At 67.7% G+C, this 18,288-nt stretch carries 16 protein-coding genes and 1 pseudogene; 11 read left to right on the top strand and 6 right to left on the bottom strand.

Annotation, left to right across the window (positions count from 1 at the left end):
- Window positions 1-44 precede the first annotated feature (44 nt).
- From AC3ERS_RS32385 to AC3ERS_RS32400, 4 genes and pseudogenes are all read right to left on the bottom strand, one after another.
- Window positions 45-1,676, bottom strand: coding sequence for a DUF4331 domain-containing protein (locus AC3ERS_RS32385; protein WP_431971949.1), 1,632 nt, complete (start codon window positions 1,674-1,676; stop codon window positions 45-47).
- 181 nt (window positions 1,677-1,857) lie between these two features.
- Window positions 1,858-2,040 carry a hypothetical protein gene (locus AC3ERS_RS32390; RefSeq protein WP_431971950.1) on the bottom strand — a complete coding sequence of 61 codons (183 nt, stop codon included), beginning with the start codon at window positions 2,038-2,040 and terminating at the stop codon, window positions 1,858-1,860.
- 37 nt (window positions 2,041-2,077) lie between these two features.
- Window positions 2,078-2,281 (bottom strand): annotated as a pseudogene (locus tag AC3ERS_RS32395) (hypothetical protein); the annotation flags it as partial.
- The gene (locus AC3ERS_RS32400) at window positions 2,199-2,831 is read right to left on the bottom strand and encodes an MMPL family transporter (RefSeq protein WP_431971951.1); all 633 of its coding nucleotides are present in this window, start codon (window positions 2,829-2,831) and stop codon (window positions 2,199-2,201) included. The pseudogene AC3ERS_RS32395 and the gene AC3ERS_RS32400, both read right to left, overlap by 83 nt.
- A 1,211-nt stretch (window positions 2,832-4,042) precedes the next feature.
- On the opposite strand from AC3ERS_RS32400, the gene AC3ERS_RS32405 reads away from it, so the two are divergent.
- The 11 genes from AC3ERS_RS32405 to AC3ERS_RS32455 all read left to right on the top strand — a co-directional run bounded on the left by AC3ERS_RS32405 (window position 4,043) and on the right by AC3ERS_RS32455 (window position 16,633).
- Window positions 4,043-5,200 (top strand): polyprenyl synthetase family protein, encoded by a 1,158-nt coding sequence (locus AC3ERS_RS32405; RefSeq protein WP_431971952.1) that lies wholly within the window; start codon window positions 4,043-4,045, stop codon window positions 5,198-5,200.
- Window positions 5,197-6,462: a hypothetical protein gene (locus tag AC3ERS_RS32410; RefSeq protein WP_431971953.1), complete on the top strand. Its 1,266-nt coding sequence runs from the start codon at window positions 5,197-5,199 to the stop codon at window positions 6,460-6,462. Before AC3ERS_RS32405 ends, AC3ERS_RS32410 begins: the two co-directional genes overlap by 4 nt.
- Before the next feature lie 58 nt (window positions 6,463-6,520).
- Complete coding sequence (locus tag AC3ERS_RS32415; RefSeq protein WP_431971954.1) at window positions 6,521-7,534, top strand: fatty acid desaturase; 1,014 nt, start codon at window positions 6,521-6,523, stop codon at window positions 7,532-7,534.
- Window positions 7,525-8,361 carry a methyltransferase family protein gene (locus AC3ERS_RS32420; RefSeq protein ID WP_431971955.1) on the top strand — a complete coding sequence of 279 codons (837 nt, stop codon included), beginning with the start codon at window positions 7,525-7,527 and terminating at the stop codon, window positions 8,359-8,361. Before AC3ERS_RS32415 ends, AC3ERS_RS32420 begins: the two co-directional genes overlap by 10 nt.
- 161 nt (window positions 8,362-8,522) lie before the next feature.
- Window positions 8,523-9,530 (top strand): mevalonate kinase, encoded by a 1,008-nt coding sequence (mvk, locus tag AC3ERS_RS32425; protein WP_431971956.1) that lies wholly within the window; start codon window positions 8,523-8,525, stop codon window positions 9,528-9,530.
- A 43-nt stretch (window positions 9,531-9,573) separates the two neighbouring features.
- Complete coding sequence (gene mvaD / locus AC3ERS_RS32430) at window positions 9,574-10,623, top strand: diphosphomevalonate decarboxylase (protein ID WP_431971957.1); 1,050 nt, start codon at window positions 9,574-9,576, stop codon at window positions 10,621-10,623.
- Complete coding sequence (locus AC3ERS_RS32435) at window positions 10,620-11,720, top strand: phosphomevalonate kinase (protein ID WP_431971958.1); 1,101 nt, start codon at window positions 10,620-10,622, stop codon at window positions 11,718-11,720. The genes mvaD and AC3ERS_RS32435 overlap by 4 nt, the downstream gene beginning before the upstream one ends.
- On the top strand, window positions 11,717-12,802 hold the full coding sequence (gene fni, locus AC3ERS_RS32440) for a type 2 isopentenyl-diphosphate Delta-isomerase (RefSeq protein WP_431971959.1): 1,086 nt from the start codon (window positions 11,717-11,719) through the stop codon (window positions 12,800-12,802). The genes AC3ERS_RS32435 and fni overlap by 4 nt, the downstream gene beginning before the upstream one ends.
- The gene (locus tag AC3ERS_RS32445) at window positions 12,799-13,857 is read left to right on the top strand and encodes a hydroxymethylglutaryl-CoA reductase (RefSeq protein WP_431971960.1); all 1,059 of its coding nucleotides are present in this window, start codon (window positions 12,799-12,801) and stop codon (window positions 13,855-13,857) included. Before fni ends, AC3ERS_RS32445 begins: the two co-directional genes overlap by 4 nt.
- Before the next feature lie 2 nt (window positions 13,858-13,859).
- Window positions 13,860-15,026, top strand: coding sequence for a hydroxymethylglutaryl-CoA synthase (locus AC3ERS_RS32450; protein WP_431972025.1), 1,167 nt, complete (start codon window positions 13,860-13,862; stop codon window positions 15,024-15,026).
- Between the two features lie 8 nt (window positions 15,027-15,034).
- Window positions 15,035-16,633 (top strand): flavin-containing monooxygenase, encoded by a 1,599-nt coding sequence (locus AC3ERS_RS32455; RefSeq protein WP_431971961.1) that lies wholly within the window; start codon window positions 15,035-15,037, stop codon window positions 16,631-16,633.
- Between the two features lie 119 nt (window positions 16,634-16,752).
- Here AC3ERS_RS32455 and AC3ERS_RS32460 read toward each other — a convergent pair whose 3' ends face one another.
- Entirely contained in the window at window positions 16,753-16,974 is a 222-nt protein-coding gene (locus tag AC3ERS_RS32460) for a hypothetical protein (RefSeq protein ID WP_431971962.1), read from the bottom strand.
- Between the two features lie 220 nt (window positions 16,975-17,194).
- A complete protein-coding gene (locus AC3ERS_RS32465) occupies window positions 17,195-18,016 on the bottom strand; it encodes a class I SAM-dependent methyltransferase (protein ID WP_431971963.1) in 822 nt (273 codons plus the stop codon).
- Window positions 18,017-18,288 lie beyond the last annotated feature (272 nt).

Below are 18,288 nucleotides of genomic sequence, written 5' to 3' on the forward strand. Positions count from 1 at the left end.
TTCCAGGGGGGGGGACCGCTCGCCCCCACCACCGGAACGAGATGTCAGGAGCTCGGCGGCGAGCTGGACGCCGATGCCCTGCGCGCCCGGCGGCGGATCAAGAGCCATCCGCCGCCCGCGACCACCGCACCCACACCGACACCGGCCGCGACGAGCAGCACCGAAGACGTGCGGTCGTCGGCGTCCTGCGGCACCGTGACGGCCACGTTGGTTGTCGCGTTCGTCGCCTTTGCCTGGACCGTGGTCTTGCCCGACGACGGCAGCGCGACGTACGGGAAACTGCTGGAGAACGACGCGTCGTTGACATCGACCGCGTCACCGGCAGCGAGCGCCTCGACCGGTTTGCCAGTCTGCGCCGCGCCCACCATCGCCTGCAGCGCGATGTCGACCACGTCGTCGCTCAGCCGCCGGCCGTTCGGGAATCCCTGGAGATCGCCGCCGATCACGCCGAGCCGGTTGGGCTGGGCGGTCACCGGCACCGACATGTTCAAACGCAACATCTCCGAGGGCTGGAACGCGGCCGCCTGCGCGTCGGCGTTGAGGATCTGCGAGTTCAGGTCGGCCTGGATGGGCGGGGCGCTGCCGTCCAGGGTCGGCGCCTTCTTCGCGATCCCGGTCAGGAAGATCTCCACGAGGTCGTTGCGCGGGGCCGTGGGTGCGGGCACCTTGTACAGCGACTCGATCAACTTCGGCAGCTCGGGATCGGTGACCCGCTGGACGACCTCTGGAATCGTCGCGTCCCTGCTCGGTGACAACCCGTTGAACGCGTCCTTCAGCCCGACCGGGACGACAACTTCGTTCACCAGCGGGTTGCCCAGCCGCGACACCTGCACGAAGTCACCGACCGAGGTCGCGGCGCCCGGGCTCAGTTGCAGCGAGCGGCGCTCGGTGTCGCTCCACACCCCGACCACAGGGTTGCGCGCCGGGTCGCCACGCAGCGCGAGATCGCGCTTCGGCACCTGGAGGACGACGGTGTTGACGTTGTACCCGGCGAGCGTGTCGGTACCGACCTCGGACAGATCACCGCCGTAGAGCAGGTCGAAAACCCGCAGATCGAGGAAGAAGGGGTCCTCCGCGGCGCCGACGTAGACCGAGCCGCCGCCCGGCAGATTCGCGGTCGCCTCCTTGCGCAGCCGACCGTAGTCCGGCATCGAAGCCGGACCGGTGAACGACGGAGCCGCCTGACCGTGCGCGATCGGCCGCCAGTCGTTCACGCCCTGACTCACCGACACCGTGTAGTTCTGCCGGAACAGCAGGTTCTCGTCCTTCAGTCCGGTGACCGGGCCGTTGTTGAACAGGAACGTGCTGCCACCGCGCCGATCCTCGGTCGCGAAGGTGATCCGATAGGTGATGTCCGGCTTTCCGTTGCCGTCGTTGTCGATGTTGATGTCGTAGTTGGCGTCGGTGGCCCACGGGTAGAAGTTCGGGCCACCGTTGGGCTCCTGTAACCCGAACCAGTTGGCGACGAGCGTCACCGTGTCCGGATTGTCGGGGCTGACGAACGCGTAGACGTCCGTGTTGTCCACCGCCGGATCGGCGGCGACCAGGGGAGCCTCGCGGTGGCTGGAGGCGCCCGCGGATTGCAGCGCGGGGCCTGCGGCCGTGCTGAGCGCGATAGCACCTACACCCACGAGAATGCCTGCGGCACGAGCGCCGCGGCGGAGTGGACGGGACATGAGTTTCCTTCGACGAGTGCGATGATGCTGCGCCGGAGCGCAATCGGACACGGCTCGACGATGAATCGGCAGTCGAGGCAACGCATTTCACGTGAACCGCCGATGACCGGTGTTCGTGTTCGTCAAGACCGTGCCGTCAATGGTGCGCGCCGACCCGTCCGGGCCACATCGGTCGATCGACCTATCTCGGATGGCCTCGCCTGCGTCCGGCCGCCGAAGCAGAACCGCCACTGCGCCGCGACCGACCGGCCAGTTCGGCGCTGCCCGCGCGCAGGGGCTCGGTCCCGGTGTCCAGCTGGGCCGCCCCGGCCACCAGCTGATCGATGTCGGTGGCCAGGGCGCGGGAGCCGTCGACGAGTTGCACGGCTCCCTGCCCGGGCCTGTGCGGAACCGGCGGCGAGACCGTCGAGTCCGGTGGCCAAGGCCCGAGCCCCGTCGTTCAGCTGCGTCGCGCCGCCGGACAGCCGTTGCACGTCGGGTCGCGCCGCGCGAGCTGCCCTGCCGCCGAGCCGAGCCGGTCGCTCAGGATGCCGAGCTGCCCGTTGACCGAGGCTTCCTGGATGGGGCGCCCAGCGAACGGGAGATCGACCGGACCGAAGCCACACCGGGGAGCCGGGAGATCCCGGTGGCGAGCGTTTCCAGCCCGGCGTAGTCGCGAGAGCTGCGCATGTCGTGGTCGGACCGGATGTACACGGAGATCGGCAGCAGCTCGTTTGCCGGGCAATGCCCCGCAGTGGCGGCATAGCCGCGGTCGCTCGGAGTGTCGGACGGCTGGGTGGCGCGCTCGTCGTAGCTGATGGCCAGTCGGCACCATCGCGACTCGTCGGCGAACGTGGCGCTCGGCTCGGTTAGGTCGGCTGAAAGCCCCTGCGGTCGTGAAATATTCGCCACAGTGGCACGCAAGGCGTCCACCGAGCGCGTGTCCTGGGTGGTGCCGGTGTCGCCGACCAACCGGACCTGCCTGCTCATGTCGAGCAGCGCCCTGGACACGGGGGTATCCTGCGGGACCATCGGGTACGAATGCTCGAAGATTGCTAATTCCAGCTGCGGCACAGCGAGATTCAGGATGCCAGCAGTTAGCAGCCAGATCGCCGCCACAGGGTGGCGGCAGCGCAGCACCAGTGCGCCGAGTCGGTCGAGTAGGCCGGTTCGCATCCGACTCTCTCCACACATCCGCGACGACCATGTGTCGAGCTGGCTCGAGAACGAGAGTCTCGTATTACCAACCCTTTTGAAAGCCATTGCGAATTCGATAGTACGCCTGGAGTTAGAACATCCTGGACCGCAGGCCAATTGGCGGACGATAGCGGCAGCGAACGAGCCGCGCAGAGGATTAAGGGCGACAAGCCAACTCTCCTCATCTCGAGGAGAGTTCACAAGACTTGAAGAACGTGCATGTAGCACTTAAAAGCTCTGTGCTACTTAGAGATTCATGTTAGGTCCGTCCCAGCCAGCAAGAACCCTCGCCGGGAGATCGCTCCACCAGCTCGGAGGCGATCCCCGCCCGCCCAGACGCGCGATCAACCAGTGTCTGTCTGGGTTGCGTTGTCTTTCAAGCTGTTACATACTTGCCCACCTGTATCGATCGCCATGAAAAGTTCCTGTCATTTTCAACGAGCGCTCAGTTGTGTTGTGGGGTAGCCTCTTCCGCTATGTCGAGGGATGAAGATCTGGTTGCGTTGATGGGAAAGCTGAACGACGGACGGGACGCATCGGCGGTGGGGCAAGACTGTGTGGGACGACTACGTATTGCGTGACGATCCACGCGCGTACGCGGACGAGCACCCGAGCGATCCGGACGGGATGCTGGTTGTGGATGGGACCGGATACTCGAAGAACGGAATGAAATCACCTGGGGCGCAACCGTCTACCTCAGGAAGAGCCTCCATGCGCGTCGAGTACTGTCGGCTCGACGTTCTGCGCACAGGAGGCGTGGCCGCTACGCCGCGCAACCGGCCCAACTCGACGATCACCGGCTGCCCATGCGATGATTACCGTGTCGCACACACCGTTTCACACGCATCGACACAGCTCGGCCGCGGTTTCGGAGCCGAACGACCGCGGATGTCCGAATGGGCGGTAACCCCGCCACCGACCGGCCCGTGGACCACTCCCGGCGGCTGGAGCCGCCCGCAACTCGCTCGGCGCGCACTGACGCCGAATCTCAATGGCGAGCACGAAATCGCTACTACCTTCGCTGCACATCCGCCCGGACAAGCGACGACGACCGCACGGCGTCACGGTGGCAGTGTCGCCGCACGCTGCCGGACAGCCACCTCGTAAGTAACTCGACGCCCGCCAGGCCGCTGGTGCCTGTCGCATGCCCGACTCCGCCGCCGTTACGACACCGAAGGAGCCCTCCGCCCATGGATAATCCCACGTCACCGTCAGGACATCAGCAGGAAGAGCGCTTGGTGGCGGCCGTGTCCGGACGGTCCGGCACCACGCACGCGGTCGTGGACAGCCGGGCGCGTGGCACCGCCCCGGCGTCGAACGGACATGCCGGCACCACCGACACCGTGGCCCAGGATGTGGCGGTGGACCAGGTCGACGCCCAGCTCATCGCGCCGACCTATCAGCCAGCGATGGTCACCGAGCGCATGCGCGAAATCCTGGTTACCGGAAGCGATTTCGACGATATCTACCGTCATGTCCTGGCCGCTCCCGGTAAACGGGTCCGCGCCCGCCTGGTGCTGGACTGCCACCGCCTGTTGCCCTCGGCCGAGTCCACATCCGTGCCCGACGCCGTCGACCTGGCCTGCGCGATGGAGATGTTCCACGAGTCGTCGCTGATCCACGACGACATCTGCGACAGTTCTCTGCTGCGCCGCGATTCCCCCTCGGTACCGGCATTGTTCGGCATCCGGACCGCCGCCCGCGCCGGATTCCATATGGCGGGCACCGCATTACAAGTGTTGGCGCGGGTACTCGAGGACAATCCCGTGGTCTGCGCACACCTCGGTGAGGCTCCCGGCGTCACCTATCTGGACCGCATCTCGGATCTCTCGGCCGGGCAGCTCGTGGAGATCATGGCGCCCGACGTCGACGATGCCGCGCTGCGCAGGCACTACGAGGTCGTCGCGGGCGCGAAGACCGGCACGCTGTTCCGGCTGGCCTGCACGTACGGCGGCACGGCGGGCGGCGTCGACCACGACCGGCTGCGGGTCCTGATGCAGTACGCCGAGCAGTTCTCGCTGGCCTTCCAGATCATGGACGACGTGCGCGACGTCGAGGGCGATCCCGCGCTGGGCAAGGAGGCCTGCGGCGACCTCGACCGCCGTGTGCCGACCTGGCCGGTGATCGAATGGCTGGCGATCCGGCCCGATGCTCGCGAAATGTGGCTCTCCGAAGAGACTTCCAGCGCCGAACTGCAAGCCGACCTGGTGCGCAGCGGAGCGACCAAGGCCGCGCACGACGCCGCGATCCGTGCCGCCGAGACGGCGTGCGAAGCCCTCGAAGTGTTCCCGCCCACCCCCGCGCGGGACGACCTGCGCGACCTAGCGCTACAGGTGGTGTCCCGATGATCGGACGACGACTCGGCATTCTCGCCCACGGGCTGCGGAATCTGCGCCGCGCACCCGACCTCGCCGCGCTGCGGGCAGCAGGCTCACCGGACGAACTGGCCCGGCTGGCACTGATTCCTGCGGCCAGGAACATGGGCATCGCCATCGGTTTCCTCACCCCGGAGCTGCGGGCCGAGGCCACCGCGGCCCTGCTGGCCTGCCGGGTGCTCGACGCCTACGAGGACCTGATCGACCGTCCGCTGGCAGGCAGCGCGGTGCGGACCGCGGCCGAGTATCTCACCGGCAGCACCGACACCCCGCCGCCACCGCCGGACCGGGTCACGGTGCGCGACAGCGAAGCCGTGGATTTGGTACTGGCAGAACGTATTCGGGACATTCGGGCGCTGGTGGCGGCGCTTCCCGTCGCGGGACGAGAACGGGTGGGCAGGCTGCTGCTCGATATCGGCGATGTCATGGCCCGCAACCTCGATTCCCCCCTGTCGCGGGTGGTCTACGGCGAAGGCGTGCTCGGCCGGGTGACGCACTACGCGTGTTCGCTGGCCGCCCCGGAGGCCTGTGCCGAGGACGATTTGCGCGAACTGGCCGCCTGCGTCGGTGTCATCGCCCAGTCCGCCAACGACCTGCGCGACAACGAAATGGCGCTCTACGGTGTCGCCGACCGCAAGGAACTGACCCAAGTGGTGATGCTGCGGCTGCTGGCGCCCGCGCTGGGTGGGTTCGCCCTGCTGGCCCGGCTCGGTCCGCACACCCCGAGCGCGGGCGCCCGGGCGGCGATGGCGTACATGACCATCACCACAACCGGTTTCCTCTGCACCGCCGTCGGCGCCCCGGTGCCCTACCGGCGGCCGGTCGGCGCGACCGCGCTGGCCGCCTGCTCACCCGCCTACTGGACCAAGATGGTCGAGCGGGTGCAGCGAGCCGCCGACGAGGCGATCCACCGGGTGCTCGACGCCTCGCCCGAACTCGGTACCGGTTCCGACGCCGCGGCGGAGTTGCTCGGCTCGGTCGACCCGCGTTCGCTGTCGCCCTCGATGGTGCCGCTGATCGTCGACACCACCTTCGCTCTCGTCCGGTCGCTGCCGGAAGAACCGCTGACGGGCAGGCTTTCCGCCGCCGACATCCGCACCATGATGATCGCCGACCACTTGGCCTTCGGCGCACTGGAGCGGCTGCCACCCCACAGCGCCGACGCGATGCGGGCGCTCGCCACGAATTTCCAACTCGCCGCCCTCGAAACGACAACCCCTGGAGATCGCCCGTGACCAGCGCGTCAACCCATTCCGCAGGAACGCCCGACACCGATACCCGAGGAGATCGACTATGACCACCGTGCCCACCCGTCCCGGCGACGGAACGCCAGCGGCGTCCGACCAACCGCCGTTCAGCCGCCGGGTGCTGAAACTCGAGCACCCGGCGAATGTCGGCCCGCTGCTGCACATCGTGGCCTGGGTCGTGCTGCTGTCCTTCGGCCTGTTCGTCCCCGCCGCCACGAACTGGTACCTCGCCGTCCCGCTGATCATCCTGCTGACCCTGCTGAACTTCTCGCTCACCATCGGCGTGATGCACATGCACACGCACCGTGCGCTGTTCGTGTCGCGCAGGATGAACCGGTTCGTGGACATCATGTGCTGTCTGCCCGCCACGCTGACCTCGGCGGAGATGCGTGAGGTGCACGTGCTCAACCATCACCGGTTCAACGACGGACCGGGTGATGTGACCTCCACCGAGGGCATGGAGCGCGGGCTGGGCGCCGTCTGGTACTGGATCAGATACGGCACCATCGTCAAGAACCACACGATGCGAATGATCTTCGCCGCCAACCCGTCCGAAGGCAGGCGCAAGCGCCGCCACCAGTTCGTCTTCGACCTCACGCTGGCCTTGGTGCTGCCGGTGGGCATCTGGTACGCCGCGGGCTTCGAACGCTTCGCGCTGTTCTGGGCCCTTCCGTTCCTCATCACCCAGGTGAACTCCGGATACTTCGCCTGGCTGACGCACGCCCCGGCGCGGGTGTTCGAGGACGACCCGAGCAAGTCGCTGAACACGGCGGGTAACTGGCTGAACTTCTTCATCTTCAACCAGGGCTACCACAGCGTGCACCACCGTTACCCGGGCGTGCACTGGAGCCAGATCCCCGACAAGCTCGACTTCATGCGGCAGGTCGACGCCGCCGTCATCGTGCCCTACTGGATGACGATCAACTCGGCGTGGCGCCTGGCGCGCACTGATGGCTTCCTGACCGCGCCTTACGGTGAGCGGTGGAAGACCAAGCTGGACAAGCGGATGGAGGAGGGCACGGTCCGCATGCGGTTCCTGCCCTGGTTCGCATGGATCTGACCACCACGCGGCATTCGGTTCGGGGCGCGCTGACGGACCGCCGCCGGCTCGTCCCGTTCCTGCTGGCCTTCGGCGTGTACGGCGTCGCAGGGGTGACCGTGCCCCTGATGCTGCTGTTCGCCGGAGGCTGGTGGCTGCCGAAGACCGTCGACGACGGACCGCACCTGGCGACCGGTCCCGCGCTCGCGATCGACGTCCTGCTGATCGCGCTGTTCGGCTTGCAGCACTCGGGCATGTCGCGGCCCGCGTTCAAGGCGTTCATCACCCGCTGGGTGCCGGAGGCTTTGGAGCGGACCGTCTACATCGTGATGGTCTGCCTGGTCATGTGGTTGCTCTGCCTGGCTTGGCAGCCGCTGCCGCAACGGATCTGGTCGGCCGACGGCGTCGTCGGGATCGCGCTCGACGCCGGATTCTGGCTCGGCTTCGTGCTGGTCTACGCGGCCACCCTGCTGCTCAACCACTTTCACCTGCTCGGCATCAGCCAGGCATACCGCCACTACGTGATCCAGGTGCCCGACGCGACCATGGACCGCCTGCAGGTGCACGGGCCCTACCGCCTGGTGCGCCATCCGCTGATGACCGGCCTGCTGCTCTCCTTCTGGTGCGCGAGCGACATGACGGCCGGGCATCTGCTGTGGGCGGTGGGAATGACCGGCTACATCCTGCTGGGCACCTTCCTGGAGGAGCGCGACCTCGTCGCTCGCTTCGGCGCGGCGTACCGTGCCTACGCCGCACAGGTACCCGCCTTCTTCCCCTCGCCGCTCGGCCCCTCGGCGCGGGCAAGTCTCCGCCAGACCCTTTTCCGCCGTTCGGATCAGCAGCTGTGACGGCCGATTCGCCCTCGGCCTGAACGGATTTCGCACTACAGCGCAGACCGTCCACTGTCGCCGCACGCCGAAGTGTCCAGCGGCTGCGCACCGTCCGCCACCGCGTGTCCCCATCCGGGAACACGCCGGTGGGCCCTGCTCGAGTTTGGAGATGAACCGACGTGAACAGCGATCGCGTTCGCGAGGACAGCAGACCCACGGCCGCGGGGCCGGGGGGAGGGCGCGGCACCGGTCGCGCCCATGGCAAGGCGATCCTGCTCGGCGAGCACACGGTGGTGCACGGCACGCCCGCCATCGCGTTTCCCTTGCCCGCGCTGTCGGCGCGCGCGGTCGCTCGCCGGGCGGATGCGTCGCAGGAGGGCGAATCCTCTGCGGGACAGCACTTTCGATTCGTCGCGGGTGACGTCGTCACCCCGGAGCGCGCGTCGTCCGGTGCGCACGTCGCGGTCGAGGAGGCGTTGCGGCGGTGGGGTCTGGCCGGTGCGGCGGTCGAGGTCGCGCTCGACTGCGAGATCCCGCCCGCACGCGGCCTTGGATCCAGTGCCGCGTGCGCGGCGGCCGCGGTGCGGGCGGTCGCCGACCTCTACGACCGGACCATCGACTCCGAAGCGCTCTACGAGTTGGTGCAGTGCGGCGAGCAGTTCGCACACGGCCGGGCCAGCGGCGTGGACGCCAGCACCGCGGTGGCGACCGGACCGATCTGGTTCCGGGCGGGTGCGGCGCGCGGGCTGGCCGTCGGACTGGACGCCACCCTGGTGATCGCCGACACCGGGGTGCGGGGCGCCACGCAGCATGCGGTCGCGGCCGTCCGCGGCAAGCTGGAGGCCGATCCACCGGCGGCCCGGCGGCTGCTGGAACGCGCGACGGACCTGGTCGAGTCGGCCACGGCGGATCTCGCGGCCGGTGACGCCGCGTCGCTGGGCAAGGCGCTGCTCGAATTCCAGGATCTGCTGGCCGAACTCGGCGTCAGCACACCCGAGATCGACACCCTCGTCTCCGCGGCACACGATGCGGGCGCGTACGGCGCGAAACTCACCGGCGGCGGCCTCGGCGGATGCGTCCTCGCCCTCACCGACACCGGCGACGCCGCCGCGACAGTGCGTGCGGCGCTGCGCCGGGCCGGCGCGGCGAAGACCTGGATCGTCCCGGTCCGAGACGCACAGCAATGACCGATTCCCGATTCCCCTCGATACCGGAGTTCGAGACACGCCAATGACATTCACACCTGGAGCAGAGCTGGCCGATCCGCTCGCGGATCGACGCGGCGACGACGCGGCGACCGCTGTCGCGCATCCGAACATCGCCTTGGTGAAGTACTGGGGCAAGCGGGACGAGTCGTATTTCCTTCCCGTCACGGGAAGCCTGTCGATGACACTCGACATCTACCCGACCACGACAACGGTGCAGTTGAGTGCGGAACCTGCCGACACGGTCGTGCTCAACGGCCGCCAGGCGGTCGGCGAGGCGTACACCAGGGTGGCGCGCTTCATGGATCTGGTGCGCGCGCGGGCAGGCCGCGAAGAACACGCCGCGGTCGTCTCCACCAACGCCGGGCCGACGGGCGCGGGTCTGGCCTCCTCCGCGAGCGGCTTCGCGGCGCTGGCCGTCGCGGCGGCCGCCGCCTACGGGCTCGACGCGGATCCCCGTGCGCTGTCGCGGCTGGCTCGACGGGGGTCGGGATCGGCCTGCCGGTCCCTCTTCGGGGGCTTCGTGGTGTGGCATGCGGGGGAGGGCGACGGCGACGCGGGGGATGCGACTTCCTACGCCGAACCGATCGACGGCGACGCGCTCGATCCGGCTCTGGTGGTCGCCGTGGTCGACAACGCGTCGAAGGCCGTGTCGAGCCGGGAGGCGATGCGGCGGACCTGCGACACCTCGCCCTTCTACCTGCCGTGGGCCGAGGCGTCCAGGGTCGACCTCGAGGAGATGCGCAAGGCGATCGAGCGCCGCGATCTGCCCGCGGTCGGGGAGATCGCCGAGCGCAACGCCCTGGGGATGCACGCCAGCATGCTGCTGGCCAGGCCGTCGGTCCGATACCTTTCGCCGCAGTCGGTCGCGATCCTGGATCGTGTGCTGGCGCTGCGCGCGGACGGCATCGCCGCGTACGCGACCATCGACGCCGGACCGAACGTCACCGTGCTGTGCGCCCGCGCCGACGAGCAGCGGGTGATCGCCGCCCTGCGGGAAGCAGGCGACGTCATCGACCTTCCGGTGGCGCATCTCGGTCCCGGCGCGGCCCTCGTCCCGGATGGCGAACGATGATCATCTGTCGGGCCCCGGGCAAACTGTTCATCGCAGGCGAGTACGCCGTCGTCGAGCCGGGGCGCCACGCGGTGCTCACCGCGGTCGACCGCTACGCCACCGCCGCGGTGGTGGCGGCCGGCGCCGAGGGCACGACGCTGCATTCGGATCTCGACGGTGGCGTGACGCTGTCCTGCGGGCGCGTCGGCGGCCGACTGGTCCCGTCGACCGCCGATGGCATTGTGCCGCCGAACTTCACCTACGTTTTCGCGGCGGCCGCGATCATCGAACAACTGCTCGTCGAGCGCGGTATCGGGGCGCGTTCCTACCGGCTGAGCATCGGCACCGACCTCGCCGACGAGGATGGCAGAAAGCTCGGCCTCGGTTCCAGCGCGGCCGTCACGGTGGCCACCGTCGCGGCGCTGGGGCGGTTTCACCGGCTCGATCTGAGCCCGATGGACCGCTACCGACTGGCGATGCTTGCCACCGTTTCGATCAACCCGCGCGCCTCCGGTGGCGACGTCGCGGCGAGCACCTGGGGCGGCTGGATCGCCTACTGTTCCCCCGACCGGCAACGGGTCTCCGAGCTGGCGAGGGAGAGCGGGGTGGACGCCGCACTCCGTGCGCCATGGCCCGGGCTGTCGGTGCGCCCGCTGCCCACGCCGACGGGACTCGCGATGCAGGTCGGCTGGACCGCCAAGCCCGCGTCGACACCGACAATGGTCGCCGGGCTCGGCGACAGCCGCCGGAAGCTCGGCGCGCACGCCGATTTCGTGTCGCGCAGCGACCATTGCGTCCAACGGCTCACCGCCGCGCTGGAGGCCGACGACTCGCTCGGCATTCGAACCGAAATCGACTGTGCCCGACAGCTTCTCCTCGACCTCGACGCAACAGCCCAGTTGGGCATCATGACGCCGTCGTTGCGTGCGCTGTGCGAGGCGGGCGAGGCGGTCGGCGCTGCGGCCAAACCCTCCGGCGCGGGCGGCGGCGACTGCGGCATCGCGCTCATCGACCGCACCCGCCGCGCGGCGATCACCGAACTCACCGGCCGCTGGGTCGCCGCGGGCATCCGGCCGCTGTCGCTGCGGACACATCCATTCGAAGGGGATCGCCGATGACCGCGAGCCGCAAGGACGATCACGTTCGCCACGCCGTGAGTCAGCAGCGCGACGCGGGCCGCAACGACTTCGACTCGGTGACCTTCGTGCACCACGCCCTCGCGGGCATCGACGGCGGCGACGTGTCATTGGCCGTCGACGTCATCGGCAAGCGGTGGGACACACCGCTGTTCGTCAACGGCATGACCGGAGGCAGTCAGCACACCGGAGAGATCAACCGGCAGCTGGCCATCGCCGCCCGGGAGACCGGAATTCCCATCGCGTCCGGGTCGATGAGCGCCTACTTCCGCGATCCCTCGGTCGCCGACACCTTCCGTGTGCTGCGTCAGGAGAATCCGCACGGCTTCGTCATGGCGAACGTCAACGCCACCGCGACGCTGGACGAGGTGCGGCGAGCGATCGATCTGCTGGAAGCCGACGCGCTCCAGATCCACCTCAACGCGGTCCAGGAGATCGTGATGCCCGAAGGGGACCGGTCTTTCCGGTCATGGGGGCGCCAGATCGAGCGGATCACCGCCAATACTCCCGTGCCGGTGATCGTCAAAGAAGTCGGGTTCGGTCTCAGCAGGCCCACCGTCGCCTGGCTGCGTGAGGCGGGCGTGGCCGTGGCCGATGTCGGCGGCCGCGGCGGCACCAATTTCGCGCGCATCGAGAACGATCGGCGGCCCACGGCGGACTTCTCCTTCCTGGAGAATTGGGGTCAGTCCACGCCCAACTGCCTGGTGGATTGCGCGGGCATCACCGGCATCGATCTCTTCGCCTCGGGCGGCATCCGCTCACCGCTCGACATCGCCCGCGCATTGGCGTTGGGCGCCAACGCGACCGGGGTGGCGGGCCGCTTCCTCGAGACGCTCGTCAGCCACGGCACCGACGCCTTGGTGGCGATGATTCGCACCTGGCTCGATCAGCTGCGGCAGATCCTCACCGTGCTCGGCGCATCCACGCCTGCGGACCTGGTCGGTAGCGATCTGCTGATCACCGGCGACGTGGCCGCGTTCTGCCGGCTGCGCGGTATCGACCCGGCCTCCTATGCCCACCGGAACCTCTGGTGGAACGAATCGGACAGAAGGAGTCACCCATGAACGACTCGGAATTCGCGGCGGTGCCGCTGCGGTGGGTCGGCCCCCTGCGCATTACGGGCAACACCGTCGACGACAGTGTCGACGTCCCGCTGGCCACCTACGAATCGCCGCTGTGGCCGTCGGTCGGTCGCGGCGCGCGGATTTCCACGCTGACCGAGAAGGGCGTGGTGGCGACCCTCGTCGACGACCGCATGACGCGCTCGATCCTGCTCGAGGCCGACGACGCCTACACCGCCCACACCACCGTCACGCAGATCGAAGCCCGCTTCCCCGAACTACAGGAGGTGGCCGCGGGCAGCAGCCGGTTCGCCCACCTCATCGACCTGCACCACCAGATCACCGGCAACCTGCTGTTCCTGCGCTTCGAATTCACCACCGGCGACGCCTCCGGCCACAACATGGTCACTCTCGCCTGCGACCACCTGATGAACCACATCCTGGTCACGCAGCCCGGCATGCGGTATGTCTCGATCTCCGGAAACTACTGCACGGACAAGAAGGCGACCGCGGTCAACGGGATCCTCGGCCGCGGCAAGAACGTCGTCACCGAACTGCTCATCCCCCGTGAAGTGGTCGAGAAGCGACTGCACACCACCGCTCGCCAGGTGGTGGAGCTGAACATCCGCAAGAATCTCATCGGAACCCTGCTTGCGGGCGGAATCCGTTCCGCCAACGCGCATTACGCCAATATGCTGCTGGCCTTCTACCTGGCCACCGGCCAGGACGCCGCGAACATCGTGGAAGGGTCCCAGGGCATCACCCACGCCGAGGACCGCGAGGGCGACCTGTACTTCTCGTGCACACTGCCCAATCTCATTCTCGGGACGGTGGGCAACGGCAAGCACCAGAGCTTCGTCGACGAGAACCTGACCCGCCTGGGTTGCCGCGCGGATCGCGATCCCGGCGACAACGCTCGGCGGCTCGCCGTCATCGCCGCGGCCACGGTGCTGTGCGGCGAACTGTCGCTGATGGCGGCACAGACCAACAGCGGCGAATTGATGCGCGCCCATACCCAATTCGAACGGTCCACCGTAAGCAACGGAGTACAGCCATGACCATGACGCCGGTAGGAATCCACGACCTTTCCTTCGCGACCACTCACTACGCACTCGACCACGGGGTGCTCGCCGAGCGCCTCGGCGTCGATCCCGACAAGTTCTACCTCGGCATCGGCCAGGAGAAGATGAGCGTCGCCGCCGCCGACGAGGACATCGTCACCATCGCCGCGGCCGCTGCCAAGCCCATCCTCGACCGCCACGGCATCGACAACATCCGCACCGTGCTGCTGGCCACCGAAAGCGGTGTCGACCAATCCAAGGCGGCAGGCCTCTACCTCCACCCGCTGATCGGCCTGCCGAACACCGCCCGCGTCGTCGAGCTCAAGCAGGCCTGCTACGGCGGCACGGCCGGGCTGCAATTCGCCGCCGGGCTGATCGCCCGCGATCCGTCGCAGCGAGTGCTCGTCATCGCCGCCGACGTCGCCAAATACGAGCTCGACACCCCCGGTGAACCGACCCAGGGCGCCGCCGCGGTCGCGATGCTCGTCAGCGCGAATCCGGCGATCCTGCAACTGGAACCGCAGTCCGGGATCTACAGCGCCGACATCATGGATTTCTGGCGGCCGAACTATCGCACCGCCGCCATGGTCGACGGCAAGACCTCCGTCAACGCCTACCAGAAGGCCACCCAGGAAGCCTGGACCGACTACCGGCGCAATGGGGGACGCGATCTGACCGAGTTCGCCGCGTTCTGCTATCACCAGCCGTTCACCAAGATGGCCTTCAAGGCGCATCGCCACCTCCTGGAAAGCCAGGGGCACACCGCCGAACCCGCCGAGATCGACGCCGCGATCAACGCCACGACCATCTACAACCGCACGGTCGGCAACAGCTACACCGCGTCGCTCTACCTCGGTCTGGCCTCGCTGCTCGACCACGCCGACGACCTGACCGGGCAGCCGCTCGCCTTCATCAGCTACGGATCGGGCAGCGTCGCCGAATTCTTCAGCGGCACAGTGCAGCCCGGCTACCGCGACCACCTGCGCACCGACGCCAACCGGGACGCCATCGACACGCGCATCGCGCTCGACTACGACCGCTACCGGGTGCTGCACGAAACCGAGTCGCCGTCGGACGGGATGTATCACGCCATTCCGGAGGAGACGGGTCGCCCGTTCCGGCTGGCCGCGATCTCCGGCCACAAGCGCATCTACGAAGCCCGATGAGGTCCGGTATGAGTCAGAGCATCACCAATGGGCACACCCAGGACACTTCTCGGCGGCACGCACGTGTCGTCATCATCGGCAGCGGGCTGTCCGGGCTCGGCACGGCCGTGCGGCTGAGCCAGGAGGGATACACCGATTTCCTGGTCCTCGAGCGTGGCGAAGACGTGGGCGGCACCTGGCGGGTCAACACGTATCCCGGTGCGGGCTGCGATGTTCCGTCCCAGCTGTACTCGTACTCGTTCGCGCTGAATCCGGAGTGGTCGCGGTCGTTCTCGCCGCAGCCGGAGATCCAGCGGTACATCCAGGGCATCGCCGACCGGTACGGGGTGCGCGACAAGCACATCTTCGACTGTGCGATGACGGCCGCCCGGTGGAACGACGCGGACAGCCGATGGGAGATCGACACCACGCGCGGCGCGTTCACGGCCGACATCGTCGTCTCCGCGGCCGGGGTGCTCGCGGAGCCGAAACTCCCGGACATCAAGGGAATTCACACCTTCGAGGGAGAGATCTTCCATTCGGCGCAGTGGGATCACGACGCCGATCTGGCGGGTAAGCGGGTCGCCGTCATCGGCACGGGCGCCTCGGCCGTGCAGGTCGTGCCGTCCATCGCGCCAGAGGTCGCGCACCTCGACGTGTACCAGCGCAGCGCCGCATGGGTATTCCCGCATCTCACCCGCACGTACCTGGCGCCGGAGCGATTCGCCTTCAAACACGTTCCTGGGCTACAGCGGTTGATCCGTGGGCTGATCTACGCGAACCGCGAACTGTTCGTCATCACCCAAGCCAAGTACCCGGCGACGGCGCGGCTGCTCGAGGTGATCGCGCGCGTGAAGTTGTGGTGGGAGGTCCGTGATCCCGCGCTGCGCAAGCGGCTCACCCCCACCTTCCGCGCGGGATGCAAGCGCCTGCTGGTCTCGAACAAGTTCTATCCGGCGCTGACGCGCGACAATGTCGACCTCGTCACCGACGGCATCGAAGAGATCCGCGGGCGCTCGATCGTGTCGAACGACGGCACCGAACGCGAGGTCGACGCGATCGTGCTGTGCACCGGCTTCCACGTCGCCGATTCGCCGACATACAGCATGTTCACCGGCCGGGACGGGCGCACCCTGTTCGAGGAGTTCGAAACCGACGGACTGCAGGCATACAAAGGCACGACCGTCGCAGGCTTCCCGAACGCCTTCACCATGCTCGGCGCCAACTCCGGGCTGAACTACACCTCGCTGATCTATGTCATCGAATCCCAGATCGCCTATGTCATCGACGCTCTCGCGACGATGGACAAGCAGGGCCTGCGGACGTTCGAGGTTCGGCAGGACGTGCAGGACGAGTACAACCGCGCTGTGCAGCGGAAGATGGCCCGCGGCGTGTGGCTCACCGGCGGTTGCACCAGCTGGTTCCTGGACCGGCACGGAAACAACCCTGTGCTGTGGCCGGATTTCAGCTTCCGGTTGCGGCAGTTGCTGCGGAAGTTCGATGTGGAGAACTACGAGACGACTGATCGCGTTGCGGCACAGGATGCTTCGACAGTCGTCACCGCGCCCGCAGAGATTTCCGCCAACGGGAACGGTGTCCACGATCCGGCGGGTCAGAAGCTGGCGTAGTGACGCCGCGGTTCGCCGAGCGCGCCTGCCCGTAGGTTTTTCGATACGGGCGGCCGCGAGGTGAGTCGACGTGGGGTCGGCTCCGACCGTGTGCGTGCGATCGGCGGGAAGTCGCGCGGTCAGTGCTTGGACTTCTTCGGCTTCTTCTTGTACTTCGGCTTGTCGTGGTCCGGTTCCCACTCGTAGCCCGGCACACCCTGTTCGCAGTACGAGTTCTCGACGACCACGTCACCTCGGTCCAGCTCGCACCAGCGTTCGGTGCGTGAGCAGGCGGTGGCGCTCGCGCCGGCGAGCACGGTGAGCGCGAGAACAGCGGCGGCGGTGGAAGTTCGGGTGGTCATTCGTCCTCGTATCCACAGGTCGGGGTGTGCATGGTCCGTGGTTGCCCTCGGCGCCGATCAGCCGGCGCCGGTCGAGCACGTTCCTCACGGTATTCGATCGGCCGGACTTGCACCCTTCGCGTTGCCTGATTCGCTGAGCAGATAGGCGCGAAATACGCGCGGGGCGTAGTAGACGGCGCTTTGCTCGGTGCGCCGATGCCGAGCCGCCCGACGGCGTCACTCAGAACGCGAAACGGTTCAGCACGTCGTAATTTCTGGCCGATGTCGCGGACATCAGCCGGTACAGCAGCCGCAGCGGCGCGGAGGGGATCCTTGTGTAGTTCGCCAGCGCGGCGGTCTGTTCGAGGAAGCGAAGTCGCGGGCTCCAGCGCTCCAATTCGCGGACGTCACGGATGCCCCAGGTGACGATGCCTTTGCTGAACACCTTCGACAGGCGTGGGCCTGCCGACGACAGTGTGTCGAAAAGGAGCTCTCCGTTCGAGAATCGATCCGTCAGGCGCTTGATCAGCGCGCGCACCTCGTCCTCGTGCAGGTACATGAGCAAGCCTTCGGCGACGATCAACGCGGGCCGGTCGGGCGGAGTCTCGTCGAGCCAGCCGGGGTCCGTCACCGAAGAGCCGATCATCCGGTAGCCGTCGCGATCGTCGTACAGCTTGCGCCGCAGCTCGATGACCTTCGGCTGGTCCACGTCGAACCACTGCACGTCCTGCGGCGGATGCAGCCGGAACGCCCTGGTGTCCATTCCGCACCCGAGATGCAGCACCACGGCGTTCGGATGGCGGCCGAGGAAGTCCGCGCTCCAGTCGTCCAGCGTGGCCGCTCGCAGGGCGACCAGCCACTGGTTCGCCCACGGCTGCATGTACCGGCGCATCTTGGCCCAGTCGTAGTCGATTCGGTCCACCGCCTCCGCCGCCGCGTCGTCACCGAGAATTGTTCGCGACGAACGACTTTCGCAGGCTCGCAGATAGAGTGTGGCGAGGTTCGTCCACTCCACCGACCCCCACCGCACGTCGCCGAAATCGAGCTTGCCCTCCTGCGTCATCAATGCCTCCTTGGTGTGCTGTACTCGATCGTGTCCTGACCTGTCGTGAACGAGCTGATGTTTCGACCGAAGGGTTCTTCCACATGAGCATTACCACCTGTTCCCTTCACCCTGCCGGACCGGCGCGGCACAAGGTCACCGGCGATGTTCATCTGTTGCTGTGCGTAGAGAACGGTTGCGTCGGTAAATCGAGTGACGACTTGCCCGTAGGGTCCTAGCCTTACCGGCATCGGACCGTGCCACGGTCCGGTCGTACCGTTGAGGACACACCG

The organism is Nocardia sp. bgisy134, from assembly GCF_057708325.1.